We start from the raw sequence: 18,287 nt of genomic DNA, 5'->3' as shown, positions 1-18,287 counted from the left end.
GAAGCGACTAACGGTAGCGTAGTCGAAGGCCCTACGGTTGGCGGCCTCCTAAAACCCCATGATGTTGTATCCGCAATCGACATAAATCGTCTCGCCAGTAATCGCCCCGGAAAGCTCACTCGCCAGGAACGCCGCCGCCCCGCCCACCTCAAGCTGATCGACATTCCTCCGCAGCGGTGCCTTCTCGGCATGAGTCCGCAGCATATCGCCCAACTGGCCCACGCCGCGCGCGGCAAGCGTCTTGATCGGCCCAGCCGAGATCGCATTCACCCGAATCTTCTGCGGACCCAGGCTCGACGCCAGATACCGCACCGTCGCCTCCAGCGAAGCCTTCGCCACACCCATCACGTTGTAGTGCGGCACCACTTTCTCCGCGCCAAAGTAGGTAAGCGTAATCACGCTCCCACCCTCCGGCATCAGCGGAGCAGCCGCCCGCGACACAGCGATCAGCGAATACACGCTTACATCATGCGCAATCTTGAAACCTTCACGACTGGTGTTGATGAAATCACCCTTCAATTCCTCCGGCGGAGCGTAAGCCACAGCGTGCACCACCACGTCCAGCTTCCCGTACTTCTCCTTCAACAGCGCAAACAACGCTTCAATCTCTTCGTCGCTCGAAACATCGCACTGAAACCCATCCGCACCCGGCAGCTCGTCAATGAGCCCCTGCGCCTCGGACTTCATCCGCTCGTTCTGATAGCAGATCGCCAGCTTAGCTCCGCCCTCTTGCAGCTTCTGCGCAATGCCCCACGCAATCGAACGCTTGTTCGCCAGCCCAAAAACCACCGCAGTCTTACCTTCAAGATTGATCAAATCCGCCATAACACTTCCCCTCACGCCAGCGCCCACAGGCTCCAGCAAACGCAAATCAGAATACCAGCCCAAACGCAGTCACCGTTTCACCGCCATCACTACCCGCCCAGATCGACCAGCCCCACTTCACCCACCGGCAACCCGAGAAACCGCGACCCCAGCCGCGCAAACTTCTCCACCGAATCCGTAGCAAAGCAGCGAATCCGCGGTTCCACTCCCTCCGTCGCCGCACCGCGAGCACCCACGAGCCGGGCTGCCTCATCCGCCGTAGCCTCAGCAGAATCGATCACCCGCACACCCTCGGGCACAGTTGCCTCAAAGACACCCCGCAGCAGCGGATAATGCGTACAACCCAGCACCAGCGTATCCGGCTTCTGCCCGGCAGCCTGCGCCTCGGCTAGCAGTTCCGCCAGATAAATCCGCACCACCTCCGCCGTCACCGGGCTGTCAACCCAGCCCTCCTCCACCAGCGGCACCAGCAGCGGACAAGCCTTCTCGATCCCTTTAAGCCCCTGCGCCCGGCAAGCCGCCGCATAAGCGTGACTCGCCACGGTGGCCTCGGTCGCAATCACCATCACATCCCGGCTCGTAGAACTAGCCGCAGCGGCAGCAGCCCCCGGTTTGATCACTCCCAGCACCGGCACCGGCACCGCTTCCTCAATCGCATCCAGCGCCAGCGCACTCGCCGTATTACAGGCAATCACCAGAAACTCAGCCTTCTGCTCCTCAACCAGAAACTGGGCACTCTCTACCGCATACTTCGCAATCGTCCGCTGTGACTTCGACCCGTACGGCAGCCGCGCCGTATCCCCAAGGAAGACAAACCGCGCCCCAGGCATCCGCTTCAGCAACGCCTTCAGCACCGTCAACCCGCCAAACCCGGAATCAAACACCCCAATCACCGGCCCAGCGCTCAAGATTTCACTCACGCCCAGCTCCAGTCACAGCCGGCGCGTCCGCCGTCAGATACGTCCTCGTCAAGTCCGCATGTCCCGCCAAAGTAGCCCGCGGCTGCCCATCCACCAAAAACCGAACCTCACTGACCCGCGGCAGGTTCGCCCGCAGCGTCCCGCAGATCGATTGCACCGTCAGCATCTCCGCCTGAATCCCCGCCGGATGCCCATCCGCAAATGCCCCCGCCAGATTCACCACCGCCAGCTCCCCACCCGCTTTTCCCTCAGCCGGCAACAAAAACACCTGCTCCACCGCCCGCGGTACCCCCGGCACCGGATGCGTGGCGCCATCGGCCGCATACACCTCCAACAACCGGTCAAGCAACGCCCGGGCTCGAGCCTCCTCGTCCTTCGGCAACGGCAGCGATCGAGCCTCAGGCGTCAGCGAACCATCCAGATCATTCGCCACCAGCAGCGTAGCCTGCTCTGCCGGGGCCACCACCGGGGCAGTCGTCGGCGCGAGATCCTCGCCCTTCAGCAACCGGTCGTGCGCCCGCTCCCGGAGCCGCACCAGCACCGCAGCCATGGCAATCGAAACCACCAGCAGCACCAGAAAAATGATTTTTTGATAGCGAGGAATCACGGCAACTTACTCCCCGCCGCCTTCAAATCTGGCCGCACTGCATCCGATTCCCAATCCGTCCGCCACGCCAGCACCGCGTCGGCCAAGGCCTGCACCACCTGCGTCTGATACTGCTCGTCTGTCACCTCAGTGACAATCGCCCCATCTGTCCCGCGCACCGGCGCCATCTCAATCGCCACCGCTGGGCAGGTCATGCTGTCCACCCCCGGCAAACTTGTCCGCGCCAGGTTAGCCGCAATCGGACCCGCATCTGACCCACGCTCAAATGCCCCATTCACCACACCAGCCAGCTTCAAACTCCGCGTCACATAAGCCGCCTGGGCCGTCTTCCAGGCCAGAAACCGGGTAAGAGCCGCCGGGGCCAGCGAAGAGACAAAAATATGCACCCCAGAACCAGCTTGCGTCGCATGCAGGCTCAGGCAAGCCGCCGCCCCGGAGCTGCCCCCGGCACGATTTGCCACCTGCGCCCGGGCATCCGGCTCCACGCGAACATTGCCTTCCCGCGTCGTCACGACCTGAAAGCCCCGAGCCGTCAGCAGCGATCGCAACCGGACACTCATCGCCAGGGTAACTGTCTTTTCGGAAACAGAACCAGCCAGCTGCGCTCCGCCATCCTCGCCGCCATGCGCGGCATCCAGCACCACGACAAACCGCCGCTGCGGCACAACCGGGACAGCAGGCACAGGAGCAGACTGAGGCGCTGGCACCACCGGAGCCACCTGCGCCCCGGCCTCAAGTCCCGCCGGTAGGCAAACCACGCAACCCAGCAAAAAAGTGATGAGCGATTTTCCCGAGATGGAACCGGATCGATAGATCAATTGCCAGTCACCCCGCCACGCAGAGCCAATATCGCAGAACAACTCAAGGCAAAACAGTCTAAGCTGTTGAAAAACCAGCAAACCCGCGTTCTCTCAGGAGCTGTCGTAAGCATGGCCAGGGCCGTCAACCTTCGCTCGATTGTACCCCAGCCGCCAATCCAAAACCCTTCCCGCCCGTTCTCCTAACAGGAGTTCCATTCCGGTCAACACGATGACAACTCAGTAACACAAATGGTTCACAACAGTGCTAACATTCTGAGCACAATAGGGGTAGACGTATGACCACACTCCCTCTTCGCAACGCTGCTCCGATTCAACGCTGCTCTGCGCGCGAACACTCTGGCGTGCGCGCCGTCGGCCGGTACAGCCGGCTGGCCGCCACGGTCATTCTGCTCGCCCTCGTGACCAGCCTCGCGCCCAGTAGAGCCCACGCCCAGGAAGACCAACTCAACAAGGTCCACGTCCCCGAACCCGGCACCACTGCCACCCCCGCCACAGGTGCGCCCGCCGGCGCCGAAGCCCCAGCCCTCGAAGGCAACGAAGGCTTGAAGGCTCGCCCCGGCTCCCGCATCCGCATGGACGTCGACCTCGTCCTGGTCCCGGTCACCATTACCGACCCCATGAACCGCCTCGTCACCGGCCTGGAGCAGGACGACTTCTTTATCTACGAAAACAACTCCCTCCAGAAAACCCGCACCTTCGCCACCGAAGACGCACCCGTCTCCATCGGCATCATCATGGACCTCTCCGGCTCCATGACCTCCAAGCTCATTCGCGCCCGCGACTCCATCCTCCAGTTCATGAAGACCGCCAACCCTCAGGATGAGTTCTTCGTCATTGGTTTCAACGATCGCCCCGAACTCATCGAAGACTTCACCTCCTCCATCGACGACATCGAAGCCCGCCTGCAAACTGTCCGCAGCGGACACCGCACAGCCCTGCTCGATGCCATTTATTTCGGCATGGACAAGATGAAGCTGGCCAAGAATCAGCGCAAAGCTCTCCTGGTCGTCTCCGATGGCGGCGACAACCGCTCACGATACACCGAGGGCGAAGTCAAATCCCAGGTGCGCGAATCCGACGTAGAGATATATTCCATCGGCATCTTCGATCCCTACGCCCCCACCACCGAAGAGCGCATGGGGCCCATGCTCCTCAACGACCTGAGTGAAGAAACCGGCGGACGCATGTTCCGCGTAGACGACCTCGCCGACATGGGAGACATCGCCGTCAAGATCTCCACCGAGCTACGCAACCAATATGTGCTCGGATACCATCCCAAATCCATGCAACGTGACGGCAAGTGGCGTAAAGTGAAGGTAAAGCTGGTGCCACCCCAGGGCCTGCCCCCGTTAACAGTCCATGCCCGCACCGGTTACTATGCCCCCCTCCACTAATCCGACAGCTCTCCATCGAAACCTGCCAATTCGTGCGCCGCACCTCCCGCTGCTGAAAGGCGGGCTTGCAATCTTGGCCTTGATGTTGTCCTTGCAAGCTTTGGCTCAGCCTCAGCAACCCAAGCCAGCCCCTCAGCAAAACCCGCTGACCGTAGATCGCGACCCAGTCCGCTCTCCCGATCCCGACACACCGACAAAGCCAGAAGATAAAGTCACCAAAGACCGCAGCGGCTTCGTCCTCCGCAGCGAAGTCGAAGAAGTCTCCCTCAACGTGACCGTCCTCGATAGCAGCGGCCGCGTCGTACAGGACCTCAAGAAGGATGATTTCCACATCCTCGAAGACGGCGTCGCCCAGACCCTGCTCAGCTTCCAGCACCAGGATCTGCCAGTCTCCATCGGCCTCGTCATCGACAACTCCGGCTCCATGTACAAGAAGCGCCCTGCGGTGAACAAGTCCACACTGGACCTCATCGCAGCTTCCAACCCCAAGGACGAAGCCTTCGTAGTCAACTTCGCAGACGACGCTTATATCGACCAGGACTTCACGTCCGACCCCAACAAGCTCAAGGACGGCCTGAGCCATATCGAGTCGCGAGGCGGCACCGCTCTATACGACGCTGTCGTAGCGTCAGCAGACAAGCTGGCCGCCGACGCCAAGCGTCCCAAACAAGTCATCGTCCTCATCACCGACGGCGAAGACAATGCCAGCACCCTGACCCTCGAACAAGCCATTCACCGCGTTCAGCAACTCTCCGGCCCGGTCATCTACACGGTAGGCCTGCTCTTTGGCGACGAAATGTCCCGTGGAGAAGTCCGCCACGCCCGCCGCGCACTGGAACTGCTCTCCCAGGAAACCGGCGGCATATCCTACTTCCCGAAAACACTGGAGCAGGTGGACCAGATCGCCGCCGAAGTAGCCCGCGATATCCGCAGTCAATACACGCTGGCCTACCACAGCACCAAACCCAGCACCGACCCAGGCTTCCGCAAAATCACGGTAACAGCCCAGGCCAAAGGCAACAGCAAACTCAACGTCCGCACAAGAACAGGCTACTTCCCCAGCGTAAAAAACGCCCCCAAGACTCCCGCAACAAAATAGCCGCGCTCCTTGGCCGTTCAATACTCGCACTCGCTTCAACGAGAGGGGCTTAATCCAATCTGGATTAAGCCTTAACAGCATGGGGCCAAACTCTCCGCAAACAAGGCTTTGTAACAGGGCGCGGATTCAGTCGTGCCGAAAAGCCAATAAGAACGAATGGGCTTCAGCCCTGCTGATTCTTCAGTTTCCCAAAGATGCAGAATGACGATCCACCTTCCTCAGGCCTCGAACCTCACCGCAACAACTCAGGGCCAAAGGCCCGCTTCATACCAGCTTGGTCCAACGGCCCAGGTACGCGATCGATACCATCCAGAAGGGCTGAAGGCCCGATCTATAGCGTCAGCTCTCGTCAACCCAAGCCCCAAAAGCCTCTGCCAAAAAACTATGCAGCCTTGATCGCCAATCGAGCAGCCCGGCTTCGAGGCCTAGCTTTGACCACGACGTCTACATCCCGTCCCAGCGCCTCCAGAAACCGCATTAACCGCTCTACCGAAAAGCCTTCCAGTTTGTAATGTAAGAGCGCGGAAACTTTCGGCTGGTTGATTCCCAACCCCATCGCAACCTCAGCCTGCGTCAATCCATCCTGCTCAACAATCTGGTTAATCGCGCACCAAGCCGGACCTTGGCATCCAGTTCAGCTGCATCTGATCAGCAAACACGTTCCCGCTGCTTTGCACCACTTCGTTGTTGATCCGATTTGCCATACCTCACGCCTTTCCAGCCTCACCCTCAGCCGCCGGATTCCGCAGCACATCCAGCACCCGCTGAAACAGCTTATTCCGCATATCCGCCCGATCCGCAGCCCGTGTCACATACCGTACCAGCACATCGATCCCCGATGCCGAAGGCCGCAGATTCACCGTGGCATCCGCCGAAAACTGGCTCAACCCATCCGACCTCGACCCCCGCTTCCACTCCTGCTCGGCAATCGTGGCATCCTTGTCCGTCTCTGCAATCACCGCCTTGTGTATCTCCTCGATCATCGCGTACGTATCCTCGCCCGCCGGCACACTCACCGAAATCTCATCCCACATCCACTGTCCAGTCGTCGAAAAGTTAAAGTACTGCCCGCGAATCGCAAAGCTGTTGATAAACGTCACCCGCCGCCCCGTCGGATGCCCCTTGTCCGTCCAGTTCCCCGTCTCCAGCAGCGTCGTCCGGAACAGCCCAATCTCGGTCACTTCACCACCCACCCCGTTAATCTCCACCCAGTCGCCAACGCGAATCCCGTTCTTCCCCATCAGCACAAACCAGCCAAAGAACGCGATGATGAAGTCCTGCAACACCACCGTTAATCCAGCCGTTGCCAGCCCAAGAATCGTAGGCATCTGCCGCGGCGTCCCAAACACCACCAGCAGCACCACAATTACCCCAACCACCTGAACACCGAGTTGCAAAATCGTCTTGAGCGTCTGCATCCGGCGCCGGTCAAGCGTAGGCCGGCTCATCAACCGGACCAGCAAAGCATCCGCCAACACCACGCAGATAATCAAAAACGCCACCCACGCCAGCGACTGCAAAATCAAATGCAGCACAATCCTGTGCTGCAACTCCACCTGCGCCGCCCACTTGGTGTAAATCTCCTTAAGCCGCTGCTGCGTCTGAATCCGGTCGTCATAAATGCCAAGCAACTGCCGCTCCGCCGCACGCGCCTTCAGACTCGACAACTTCGCAGCATGATCCTGCTGTACACCCGCTGCAGCAGTTGCGGCAGCCGACGCCTGCTTTTCCAGCGCATTATGCTCGGCCGTCAGATTGGCTATATCCGTCCCAGCCTTCTGCGCCGCCTGCTCAATCAATCCGCGCCGTGAACGCTGGCTGTTATAAGCCTTGATCAGCGCCGAAAGCGTCCCATAACGAGAAGCCGACAACACCGCCACCTGCTTCTTCTCTTCAGAACCGCTGTCATACTTCTTCATCGCCGCTTCGTGCTCTTGCAGCTCGCTCTGAATCTGCGCCCGGTTATCCCCCGAAGCCCGCGCCAGATCCTCCTGAGCATCCGCTAACTGGTCCGAATCCAACCCCAACTGCGCCTTGGCAATCTCCAGGTCGTCCTCAGTATCCTCAATCGGATCGCCATCGTTCGCCTTGCCCGTATTTCCCGGCGCCGGCGACAAATCCTGCACCTGCGACTTGTCCTCTTTCACAAGCTCCTGCAACTGGTCCACCCGCTGCGAAAGCGCCAGCGCATCCCCCGTCAAAACCCGGTTCTGCACCTGCGCGGTAGCCTTGCGCAACTCCGAAGCAAACGCCTGGTCCACCTCGTGATCCGCCAGCCGCTCCGCCTCCTGCGCATACTGCTGCTCCTCATTGGTCACCGCCAGCGGAGCCAGAGCCGACGCCGTCTGCCATGGACTCAGATCCACCAGCGTCTTCTGGCTGGCCGCTAGCTTGCCCGTGATCGTCTTCACATTCAGAAACGGCAGGTTCTGCATCGAGTCCCGCGTCGTCCACGAGAAAATCGCCAGCAGCAAAATCGCCGCCACCAGAGATCCCAGCGCAATCAGCCGCACCTTAGTAAAAATCCGTTTGCGTGAAGGATCTACGACAGCAGGAACATTCGAACCGGATTGAGGGGAAGTAGCCATACCCTCAATTCTCCCAGAGGATCGCGCCTCAAACTACGTTCGTTTCTGAACAGACAACAAAAAGCCGGCCAGCAACCGCCCGACCGCTCCACGGAAGTTGTCTCTGAGGTAGGCCGGGGATTTATCCCCGGCAACAAGAGACGCAAGCGAGAAGGGCTTTAGCCCCTGAGGTATGCTTTCCTCCATTTCAGACCAAACAAAAGGCCGGCCAGGGATCACTCCCCAGCCGGCCTTTGCATTTGCCGTTTCAGTGAATAGGCGATCCAGACCGCTCCAGCTCAGCAATGTACTCCACCACCGCCTCGCTGAAACCATCCACATGCACCCACTTGCCATACCCCACGCCATTCCGCGCAGAAGCCACGTTAATCACGTACCCCTGCCCGCGTGGATCGCGAATCCGGTCATGCGCCTGCTCGTCCGTGATCACGATCAGCCGGTCATACTTCCCAACCTCCCGCTCCACCTGCTCCACCGCCCGGCCCATGTACGTGCCCTGATGCGGCTGGTTCTGGTCCAGCGCATCGCGCAGAGCCATTCCCCGCCGTGCCGGAACCAGCTTCGCCACCTCGGAGAAGGTATAAATCGTCACTTTCTCCGCCAGCTCCCGCAGCAGAATCGCCAGACCATACGCAGCATCCGTACGATTCATCTCCGAACGAGCCGAAAGCTGATAGCTCATCGACCCCGACACATCCACCAGCAGCACAGTGTGCCCGGAGAGAAGAGAAGATCGCCCTTCAAGCGACCGGAACATCGCCTGCTCGATCGCCATCTCCCACTGCGGAGCCTTCCGCGCCGCAGCCAGAAACCGAAACGGCAACACCCGCTCCGTCTTCATCGCCCCGAGCGCTTCCAGCACAAGCTCCTCGCGCACTCCAGCCTCACGCAGGTTCCGCAGATTGCGCAGCAGAGCCAAAGCCCCCAGACGCTTCTCCACCAGCAGCCGCTCCCAGACAACAGTCTTGGAAAGACTTCCATCGCGCCCGGCAGCAGACAGCGCAACCTCCCAGGTATCCGGAGTAGCCAGCTGATTTTCCGCCAGCCGCTTCCAAACCTCAGCCTGCGCAGCATCCACCGGCTTCGCATGCGAAAGGAACAGCACATCCCGCAGCCGAACCGAACCAGCCCGGTCGTACTTGGCCAGCGCATATTCGTCGAACTTCACGAAAGCCGCGGCCAGCCCCTTCTTAACCTGCCCGGACAAAGGCTGCTTCCGCCCCTGCGTCCGGTCGGCCCAGTAGATAGCCACAAACTCCGCCAACTCATCCGCCCGCTGAATCACCCGCTGCAGCGTCTCTGCCACCAGTCCGCGATGCGACGCATACCGCGCCATCTCCCGCACCAGCAGCAGCGGCACATGCCGCAGCTTCATCCGCTCCCGAGCCTCCACCGCCAGCGCGGCCACTGCCTCCGCACGAACCTGAGGAACGAGCCTCGCAATACGGCTTGCAACATCCGCCCCATCCTCATAGAACTCGCGCTCCCACAGCATGCAGGAGAGCACCGAACGCCGCAGCGCCTGCTCCGGAGTAAGAACCACCGCAAGCGCCCCCTCATGCGTCCGGGGCCCATCCGGCAGTTCGTCATACTCAATCAACTTCAAAACATTCAGTCGCATCCTGTGCCTCCTTCATTCAAAATTCACCGCCGGGGAAAAGTCGGGTACGGATTTACTCCAAACCAGAGCCAGACCCAGTCGCCTGGCCCCAATCTGAAGGCAGGGATCGAACCTGCTGCACCCGAAGTATCCGTTCCCTGCGCCACCGGCAGGCCTGTTCGTACAACGTTCACAACCTAGACAAGAGCCTCTTCAGCGTCAGCATCGACGTCGTCAAATTCCTCGTCATCCTCCGGCCTCTTCGCCGCCGCCGGTTCATACTCCGGCTGTTCAGGCCTGAGCGTGTCGGCGACATTGAATCCGCGTGTCTTCTTCGAAACCCGCACCGGCTGAATGTTGATGGCCAGCTTCTCCATCTGCTCCCAATCCGGCTTGTGTTTATCGCTGAAATCGCTGCACTCATGCACCACAAACGGAAGCTGAAAACTCGGCGTCGACAGCGCGCAGATCACCAGCACGTCCGACTCCCGATACCCCGTGATGTATTGCCCATTTCTGCAGCCCTTACACAGGTGCTGATTGCCCACCGGTGTGCCATCCTTCACAAACAACTTGCCCATGTCACTCACTCGCTATCCGCGCTCCGGCCCACCGGAAACGGGAAGAATATGGCCGGGGAACAGGGCGGCGACGGTGCTTATCGCTGCTCTACCACTGAGCTACCAGAGTTTGCACCCCAGGCTGGACTCGAACCAGCGACCAACGTTTTCGTCAGAAGTAACCGTTGCCTGCACCACCGGCCAGGGTGGTTGTTGTCTGGCGCATGCACCTCAGCGCCTCACCGAATCGATCGATCCCAGGAAAGTCGCACCGGGGAATACCTGACGAGAGTTTCGGAACCTCTGCTGCACGGCGCCTTGTGCTTCGGGACTACGCCCCCGCTCCGTGAAGTGACCCGCTCCGGCAAGGTTTCCCGCCCTGCTCTTATTTGGAGGAAGTAACTCTCATCGCCGCCACCGGCGCACTAACTCGCATACTGACTCGACTAATAACTACCCTGGAGGCAAAGCTATTCCCTCCGCTGCGCATAACTTATCGCAGCGTCCAGCGGAAACATAAGTTATCCAGGCTCGTTACCAATATCCGAGGGAACAAATAGAGTGCAGGGATTTTTCATTTACAGTGAAGTAACTGCACTCAACACCACTCGGACGTACCGATCGAAAATGATCCTCAGTTGCAGTCCAGCCATTCGCCACGAAGGCAAACGGAAGGACCACTACTGAAAATCAGCGATTAACCAATGTGCATGCGCTTATGCGTAGGAGCAGACACCAGTGGGGTTACTGGAAATTGGGAGACCACACCCGGCGACCGACGCAGCTAAACGAAAGCTGCTCCAGCCCACGCATCGCTAATTCCGAATTGTGCAATGTGTACTTCATCGGGGTGATTCTCCTACGCTTTGAGTACTGTGCCATAAGTAGAAACAGAAAAGCAATAGGTTATTCCAATTTATTCGCATTTATTTTTGTATAAGTTTCAGCAACATACCCGACGAACTTAGTCGCCCATTAAAGTTGAAGATTCCTACGCCCTCCGTTGAATCAATAAAACGGATGTCATCCTGAGCGAAGCGACCAACGGGGAGCGCAGTGGAAGGACCTGCTGTTGCTTTGGTAGTTGCCTTAGCATGCGCCTCTGCCGCTGTCCTTGCCTACCCTTCAGTCATTCCCGACGGGAATCTGCGCTTGCCCTTCGATCGGCAAAGACCATCCAGGTACCCATCCGTTCCAACACTGCGAAAAGAATGGGCTAAAGCAGACCAGCCTGTCTTCGCATTTGTTTCTACTGTTCCCTATTCCCTGTTCCCTGTTCTCTGTTCTCTGTTCTCTGTTCCCTGTTCTCTGTTCTCTGTTCTCTAATCCCCGTTCCCTAATCCCCCGCATCACCGCATACGATAAACTGAAGACTGTATGCCTCTAACCACCAATCCCGCCCTGCGCATCGCCGACGACATCACTGACCTCGTCGGCAGCACCCCCATGTTGCGCCTCGGCCGCATCTCCCCACCGCCCGCCGCCAGCCTCTTTGCCAAGCTCGAATTCCTCAACCCCGGCGGCAGCATTAAGGACCGTGCCGCGCTCGGCATCATCCTTGACGCCGAAAAGCGCGGCCTCCTCCAGCGCGGGTTGACCATCGTAGAGGCAACAGCAGGCAACACCGGCGTAGGCCTCGCCCTCATCGGCGTGAACCGCGGCTACAAGGTCAAGCTCTTCGTCCCGGAAGGCTTCGCCGAAGAGAAATGCATCCTCATGCGTGGCTTCGGCGCGGAAGTCGTCCGCACCCCCGAAGAAGAAGGCATGGGCGGAGCCATCCGGCGCGCCAAAGATGCCGCAGCCACCATCCCCGGCGCCTTCGTAGCCCTCCAGTTCCAGAACCAGGCCAACCCCGACTACCACCACGACACCACTGCCGCAGAAATCTGGGAACAGCTCGAAGGCAAGATCGATGGATTCGTCGCAGGCGTAGGCTCCGGCGGCACCTTCTCCGGTATCGCCCGCTTCGTCAAGAAACACAATCCCGCAGCCATCACCGTCGCCGTCGAAACCCAGGGCTCCATCCTCCAGGGCGGTGCGCCCGGCAAGCACAAAGTCGAAGGCATCGGCGTCAGCTTCATCCCGGAAACCTTCCACCGCGAATTCTGCGATCGCATCGTAGCCGTCAACGACGACGACGCCTTCACCATGGTCAAGCGCCTCGCCGCGGAAGAAGGCCTCCTCGGCGGCTCCAGCGCCGGAGCCATCGTTCACGCAGCAGCCCAGCTCACCGCCGAACTTGGCCCCGGCAAGCGCATCGCCCTCATCATCCCCGACTCCGCAGAACGCTACCTCTCCAAAAACATCTTCGAGGGCGGCCTGTGAAGCTCCGGCACGTCTCGCTTGCCATCATCGCTACTGCCCTCACCGTCCCAGGCCTGCACGCCCGGGGCAAGAAAAACGCACCCGTAGTCCAGCCAGTAGTCGAGGACCAGCCCATCCACGTCCGGCACTTCGCCGGCACCGTCTACGACTCCCGCGGCATGACCGTGGAGTACGCGACCGTCGAAGTCCACAATCCCAAGACACATCAGCTTCTGGCCTCCACCTTCGCCGATAGCAAAGGCTACTTCACCTTCGACGACAAGAAGTACGGCAAGAAGATAGAAATCCGCATCCTCCAAAAGGGCTTCAACCCCGCGCAATATACAGCCCTGCTGCGCCCCTTCGGAGACCAGCACCTCCACCTGACAATCTCCCCCGCCAACTAGGCCCCTCTACTACATCGAAAACGTCCACACTCCTTCCAAGTCGCGGCCGAAGTTTTCAACTGTTCTCTGTTCTCTGCTAGCTGCTCTCTTACCAAGTCAACGCGATAAGCTGAATGCAGGAGCATTTCCAACCCATCATGGCTGATTACAAGTACGCAACCCTCGCCGTCCACGCCGGGCAATATCCCGATCCGCAGACCGGAGCCGTCAACGTTCCGATCTACGCCACCTCCACCTTCGAGCTGAACGGCATCGGCTCCGACAAAGGCTGGGACTACTCCCGCGGCGGCAACCCCACCCGCGACCGCCTCGAAGAAGCGCTGACAGCCCTCGAAGGCGGCAAGAACGCCCACGTCTTCGGCAGCGGCATGGCCGCCATCATGGCCCTCATCGCCCCGCTTCACACCGGCGACCACCTGATCTGCTCGCACAACGTCTACGGCGGGACGGCGAGGTTACTAGACAAGGTCATCGTCAACTACGGCATCGAAGTCGAATACGTCGACCTGACCGACCTGGACGCCCTCAAGAAGGCCCTCAAACCGGCGACGAAGCTGGTCCACGTCGAGACCCCGACCAACCCGCTCATGCAGCTCACGGACATCGCCGCCGTCTCCGAGATCGCCCACGCCGGCGGAGCGGAAGTCAGCGTCGACAACACTTTTCTCTCGCCCGCCCTGCAGAGCCCGCTCGCCCTCGGCGCGGACATCGTCATGCACTCGACCACCAAGTTCCTGAACGGCCATTCCGACGGCCTCGGCGGCGTCCTGGTCGGCGCGAAAGCAGAGCACCGCGAACGCTTCCACCTCATTCAGAAAGCAATGGGCGGCATCCTCTCGCCTTTCGAATCCTTCCTGATCCTGCGCGGCATCAAGACACTGCCGCTGCGCATGAAGCAGCACGAAGAAAACGGCCGCGCCATCGCCGAATTCCTCTCGACCCACCCCAAGGTCCAGAAAACCTTCTACCCCGGCCTGAAGTCGCATCCGCAGCACGAACTCGCCGTGCGCCAGCAAAAAGGCTTCGGCTCCATGATCACGCTGGAACTCGGCTCACGCGAGGCCGCAGGCCGCTTCCTGGGCGCGATCAAGATCTTCCTCAACGCCGAATCCCTCGGCGGCGTCGAATCTCTGGCCTCGCACTCCGCCACCAGCACCCATGCCGCACTCACCGAAGAGCGCCGCCTCGAAATCGGCATCACCCAGGGACTTGTCCGTCTTTCCGTCGGTATCGAAGACAAGGAAGACCTGATCGCCGACCTCAGCCAGGCCCTAGACGCCGTCTAACCAAACCTAATCCACCAACCACGAAAAATGGCCGCGTTTCTGCGCGGCCATTGCCTTTTGTCCCATACAGATTGCACGTCGCACAGACATGGATTGCGCATTGTCCGACAAGTATTGCGCAGCGTACGACAGAAATTGCGCAGCGTCGGACAATCGCGATGGACGCAAAACCGGCCGATTTCGCCAATTCCATTCTTGACTAGCTGGCTGGCTGATTCAGCGTCACAACAATCTTGCGGGTATCCCCGCCCTCAGCCGTGATTGCAATCTCTCCATCCGCCCGCTTGCGAATACTCTTGAACTTCTCGCCCCACTCCACCAGAATCAGCGCATCCGGCGTCTGCATCTCCTCAAGCCCCAGCGGATCAAGCTGCCGCTCGGCATCCAGCCGGTACAGGTCCAAGTGCAGCAGTTTCATTGGCTTACCATTGAGCTCGCCAGCGTATTCATGGATCAAATTAAACGTCGGACTAGTCACTTCATCCGGCTCAGCCGCCCCCAGTGCAGTCGCTATCCCTTTGACCAGAGTGGTTTTACCCGCGCCTAAATCCCCGCGCAAAATCATCAGCCGCGGCGGCGTCAGCAAATCCGCTAGTTTGCGGCCAATGGCAACCGTCCCAGCAGCGGATTTCGTCTCGTACTCACGGACTTCGGGTTCTTGCTTGCTCATCGTACTCCTCTAACTATTGTTTTCCGGGCGAACCCTGTAGCCAACAATACCCTGACCGGGCCCGCGGGCGATAGCGGAAAGCGCGATACAGATTCGCCAGCGAATCTGTCGCCAGCAGAGTGTGCTGGTCACCCGCTATGCCATCGGTCTCGACAGTGATATCCGCCGCTAGACCATGCAGATAAACCGCTGATTCAACAGCTCTTTGCGGGTTATTCGGGTGCTGGCCTAGCAGGCTGGCGACCATCCCCGTAAGCAGATCGCCGCTGCCACCCTTGGCCATCGCCGGATTGCCGGTCGTGTTCACAGCAATCGACCCGTCCGGATGCGCCACTAACGTCCGCCACCCCTTCAGCACCAGGATGACTTTGTTACGCGTAGCGAAGTCGCGCGCAATGTTGATCCGGTCGGCCTGGATTTCCTTGGTAGTCTTGCCCACAAGCCGCGCCATCTCGCCTGGGTGTGGAGTCAGCACCAGCGTTCGGCCCTCAGCAAGTCCCGCGAGCAGCTCCGGTTTCGTAGAAATGGCATTGAGTGCATCCGCATCAGCCACCGCCGGTAGCCGCGATTGCGATAGCAGCCCCAGCGCAAATTCAACCGCCTCAGGCGCCATCCCGAACCCAGGGCCAATAGCCAAAACACTGATTTTATTCAGCAAAGCCTTCAGTTGATCCGGAGAGAGATTGTCCGCGGAAATTTCGCCGGTAGACGTCGTTGCCAGAGCCTGCGTCATGAGCTCAGGCGCAATGCCGGCTACAAGTGGCAGCACCGATGGCGTAACAGCTGCCGTCACCAGACCTGCTCCGCTGCGCATCGCCGCCAACGAAGCCATGGCTGGAGCGCCGGATTTTCCCGGGCTCCCACCGATCACCAGCACATGGCCATACATGCCTTTGTTCGAGTCCGCCGGGCGCTTTTCTTCGGTGATAGCTTTCGCGCTGCCGGTCCAGTGGAGATTCATCTCCGAAACAACGGCGGCATCCGGCGAGCCGATGTCCGCAACAACGATCGGCTGGCGAAGGCTGCGGGTCAGCTTGCCAAAGACATGTGCCGGTTTGGGCGCGGTGAAGGTGATGACTGCGTCGGCGGGATAGGCATTTTCTGCCTGGCCATCGGTCGAATCGGCATCCCACCCCGAAGGCAGGTCGATGGCGAGTATGGGCGGCAACTGCGGTGCCGATTTCAGCCAGTTCAGAGCGGCCATTGGCAGCCCGCGCAGTGGCGGCTGGAAACCAGTTCCAACCACGGCATCGAGAATTAGATCGGCAGCCAGCGCATCGGGATGAAAGGCAAATTCGTCCTCGCTCGAAATCACCCGCAGCGAAACCCGCTCATTGAGCGTTGGTTTCAACAGTTCGCGGAACGCAATAGCCGCATCGCCCTTCACTCCTGCGGCTTCCCCCAGCAACAGAACAGTCGCGTGGCACCCTGCCTGGGCAAGCAGGCGCGCGACCATCAGGCCATCGCCTCCATTGTTGCCACGGCCACTGAGTATGGTGATCTCCCTGGCTGCAGGAAACTGCGCTTGAATGAAGCCGAAGATAGCCTGCGCCGCATTACGCATCAGTTGCACCGATGGAATGCCAAGCAACTCCGTTGTGCGCTGGTCACAGGCTTGCATCTCGGCGGCAGAGAGAATCTTCATACAACAAGGGTACAGCCTGTTTCCTCACAGCCTCTGTGTCAACCTCTACAGTCCAGAGTGTTCCGCCGGCGCGACCACCTCAAACGGCCGCCTCAGCACGTTGGCAGCGACCATGTTTTGAAACCTCTTGTATTTCAGGAAATCATCCACGTCGAATGGCCGGAATCGATAATCTGAAATGGCGCCAGATACAGATGGATTGGGCGAATATGCAACTCGCGTCCTGACCTGAGGAACGATGTATGCGCTTCGACATAGCACCACGAAAAACCGGGCAAAATCCGCAATGGATTTTGCCCGGTTTCTCTTGGTGCGCTGTAATCGCAGCGTGCGTCTTACTTGACCGTAACCTTAGGTTCGACTGACAGGCCGGGGCGAAGTAAGTGGTTCTTGTCCTCTTCTCCAAGGTTGTCAAAGTCGATGCGAACCGGGACACGCTGAACGACCTTCACGTAGTTTCCGGTGGCATTCTCAGGCGGGAAGAGCGAGAGAACCGACCCTGTTGCGCCGCCCACCTGCGTAACCTTGCCGTGGTAAGTGCGGCCAGTCGCATCTACGTCGATCTCGACCTTCTGTCCCGCGGAGATGTGCTTGAGCTGCGTTTCCTTGAAGTTCGCCGTAACCCAGAGGTCGTCAAGCGAAACCAAGGTAAGAAGGTTCTGACCAGGAGAGATGTTCTGGTTGAGTTCGAGGCTCTTGCGGGTCACAATTCCATTCGCGGGAGCGACGATCTTCGTATAGCTCAGGTTGAGCTTGGCCTGGTCGAGCTGCGCCTGGGCGCTCTTGACCTGAGCTTCAGCCTGCTCGGCGCGGGCATGCTGCGCCTTCACCTGCTGAGGACCGGTCTGCGCTGACTTCAACTGCGCCTCCGCCTGCGCTACCTTCTGGTTGGCGACGTTCACACCATCCTGAGCGGCGCGCTCGCTCGCAATCGCATCCGCAACAGCGGCCTTGGTCGCATCGGCGTTGGCAACGGCAGCGTCAAACTGCTGCTTGCTGATGACATCCTTGGCGACCAGCGGCCTGTAACGCTCGAGATCCTGGTTGGCCTTGAGATTGTTGGCCTGCGCCTGGACTACCTTCGCATGGGCGGCCGCAACCTGGCTCTGAGCCTGGGAAACGGCTGCCTCTGCGCCGGCCACGTCAGACCCGGCCGAACGGAGAGTGCTACCGGTGTTGACCGAGGTGATCGGCACATTGACCGTGGCAGCAATTGCATTTGCCTGGGCGCTCGCCAAAGCTGCCTCAGCATTCTCGACCGCGACCTGGTAGTCGGCTGGATCGAGTTCGGCAATCACCGTGCCCTTGGCAACCTGCTGGTTTTCGTCCACGTTGACCTTGATCACCGTGCCGTTGATGCGTGAGCTGATCTGGATAAGATGGCCGTTGATCTGCGCATCGTCCGTATCCTCACTGAAGGTGGAGTGCCAGTAGAACGCACCCGCAGCGACCGCGAGAATAAGAACAACAATGATAATCAGGCCTTTGCGGCTCTTCTTAGGGGCCTCAGGCGCTTTCTGATCCGGCTGCTCACCGGAGGCTGGAGTTGCGTCCGCCACGT

16 protein-coding genes are annotated in these 18,287 nt (G+C 59.7%); 5 read left to right on the top strand and 11 right to left on the bottom strand.

Annotation, left to right across the window (positions count from 1 at the left end):
- Positions 1-48: 48 nt before the first annotated feature.
- The 4 genes from AC5S27_RS04915 to AC5S27_RS04900 form a co-directional block, all read right to left on the bottom strand.
- Positions 49-816, bottom strand: a complete 768-nt coding sequence (locus AC5S27_RS04915) for an enoyl-ACP reductase FabI (RefSeq protein ID WP_493937270.1) — start codon at positions 814-816, stop codon at positions 49-51.
- A 98-nt stretch (positions 817-914) separates the two neighbouring features.
- Positions 915-1,745 carry a glutamate racemase gene (murI, locus tag AC5S27_RS04910; protein ID WP_493933450.1) on the bottom strand — a complete coding sequence of 277 codons (831 nt, stop codon included), beginning with the start codon at positions 1,743-1,745 and terminating at the stop codon, positions 915-917.
- Positions 1,738-2,352 (bottom strand): GerMN domain-containing protein, encoded by a 615-nt coding sequence (locus tag AC5S27_RS04905; RefSeq protein WP_493933449.1) that lies wholly within the window; start codon positions 2,350-2,352, stop codon positions 1,738-1,740. Before AC5S27_RS04905 ends, murI begins: the two co-directional genes overlap by 8 nt.
- Positions 2,349-3,170 (bottom strand): N-acetylmuramoyl-L-alanine amidase family protein, encoded by an 822-nt coding sequence (locus AC5S27_RS04900; RefSeq protein WP_493933448.1) that lies wholly within the window; start codon positions 3,168-3,170, stop codon positions 2,349-2,351. Before AC5S27_RS04900 ends, AC5S27_RS04905 begins: the two co-directional genes overlap by 4 nt.
- Before the next feature lie 278 nt (positions 3,171-3,448).
- On the opposite strand from AC5S27_RS04900, the gene AC5S27_RS04895 reads away from it, so the two are divergent.
- A complete protein-coding gene (locus tag AC5S27_RS04895; protein ID WP_493933447.1) occupies positions 3,449-4,567 on the top strand; it encodes a VWA domain-containing protein in 1,119 nt (372 codons plus the stop codon).
- 82 nt (positions 4,568-4,649) lie between these two features.
- Positions 4,650-5,666 carry a VWA domain-containing protein gene (locus tag AC5S27_RS04890; RefSeq protein WP_493933446.1) on the top strand — a complete coding sequence of 339 codons (1,017 nt, stop codon included), beginning with the start codon at positions 4,650-4,652 and terminating at the stop codon, positions 5,664-5,666.
- Positions 5,667-6,048: 382 nt separating this feature from the next.
- On the opposite strand, the gene AC5S27_RS04885 is transcribed toward AC5S27_RS04890, so the two are convergent.
- From AC5S27_RS04885 to AC5S27_RS04870, 4 genes are all read right to left on the bottom strand, one after another.
- The gene (locus AC5S27_RS04885; protein WP_493937269.1) at positions 6,049-6,222 is read right to left on the bottom strand and encodes an XRE family transcriptional regulator; all 174 of its coding nucleotides are present in this window, start codon (positions 6,220-6,222) and stop codon (positions 6,049-6,051) included.
- Between the two features lie 151 nt (positions 6,223-6,373).
- Entirely contained in the window at positions 6,374-8,254 is a 1,881-nt protein-coding gene (locus tag AC5S27_RS04880; protein WP_493933445.1) for a mechanosensitive ion channel family protein, read from the bottom strand.
- A gap of 247 nt (positions 8,255-8,501) precedes the next feature.
- On the bottom strand, positions 8,502-9,875 hold the full coding sequence (locus AC5S27_RS04875; RefSeq protein WP_493933444.1) for a vWA domain-containing protein: 1,374 nt from the start codon (positions 9,873-9,875) through the stop codon (positions 8,502-8,504).
- A gap of 176 nt (positions 9,876-10,051) precedes the next feature.
- A complete protein-coding gene (locus AC5S27_RS04870) occupies positions 10,052-10,444 on the bottom strand; it encodes a hypothetical protein (protein WP_493933443.1) in 393 nt (130 codons plus the stop codon).
- 1,347 nt (positions 10,445-11,791) lie between these two features.
- Here AC5S27_RS04870 and AC5S27_RS04865 point away from each other — a divergent pair.
- The 3 genes from AC5S27_RS04865 to AC5S27_RS04855 all read left to right on the top strand — a co-directional run bounded on the left by AC5S27_RS04865 (position 11,792) and on the right by AC5S27_RS04855 (position 14,411).
- On the top strand, positions 11,792-12,739 hold the full coding sequence (locus AC5S27_RS04865; RefSeq protein WP_493933442.1) for a PLP-dependent cysteine synthase family protein: 948 nt from the start codon (positions 11,792-11,794) through the stop codon (positions 12,737-12,739).
- Positions 12,736-13,125 (top strand): carboxypeptidase-like regulatory domain-containing protein, encoded by a 390-nt coding sequence (locus AC5S27_RS04860; protein WP_493933441.1) that lies wholly within the window; start codon positions 12,736-12,738, stop codon positions 13,123-13,125. Before AC5S27_RS04865 ends, AC5S27_RS04860 begins: the two co-directional genes overlap by 4 nt.
- Before the next feature lie 137 nt (positions 13,126-13,262).
- Positions 13,263-14,411 (top strand): trans-sulfuration enzyme family protein, encoded by a 1,149-nt coding sequence (locus tag AC5S27_RS04855; RefSeq protein ID WP_493933440.1) that lies wholly within the window; start codon positions 13,263-13,265, stop codon positions 14,409-14,411.
- A 199-nt stretch (positions 14,412-14,610) separates the two neighbouring features.
- Here the strand turns inward: AC5S27_RS04855 and tsaE are convergent, their stop codons facing one another.
- The 3 genes from tsaE to AC5S27_RS04840 form a co-directional block, all read right to left on the bottom strand.
- Positions 14,611-15,081, bottom strand: a complete 471-nt coding sequence (gene tsaE, locus AC5S27_RS04850) for a tRNA (adenosine(37)-N6)-threonylcarbamoyltransferase complex ATPase subunit type 1 TsaE (RefSeq protein WP_493933439.1) — start codon at positions 15,079-15,081, stop codon at positions 14,611-14,613.
- Positions 15,082-15,094: 13 nt separating this feature from the next.
- Positions 15,095-16,726: an NAD(P)H-hydrate dehydratase gene (locus tag AC5S27_RS04845; protein WP_493933438.1), complete on the bottom strand. Its 1,632-nt coding sequence runs from the start codon at positions 16,724-16,726 to the stop codon at positions 15,095-15,097.
- A gap of 335 nt (positions 16,727-17,061) precedes the next feature.
- Positions 17,062-18,285 (bottom strand): HlyD family secretion protein, encoded by a 1,224-nt coding sequence (locus AC5S27_RS04840; protein ID WP_493933437.1) that lies wholly within the window; start codon positions 18,283-18,285, stop codon positions 17,062-17,064.
- Between the last annotated feature and the right edge of the window lie 2 nt (positions 18,286-18,287).

The organism is Acidicapsa borealis (assembly GCF_059115245.1).
Note: the sequence above shows the minus strand (reverse complement) of the source record. Positions and strands in the feature narration are given on the sequence as shown.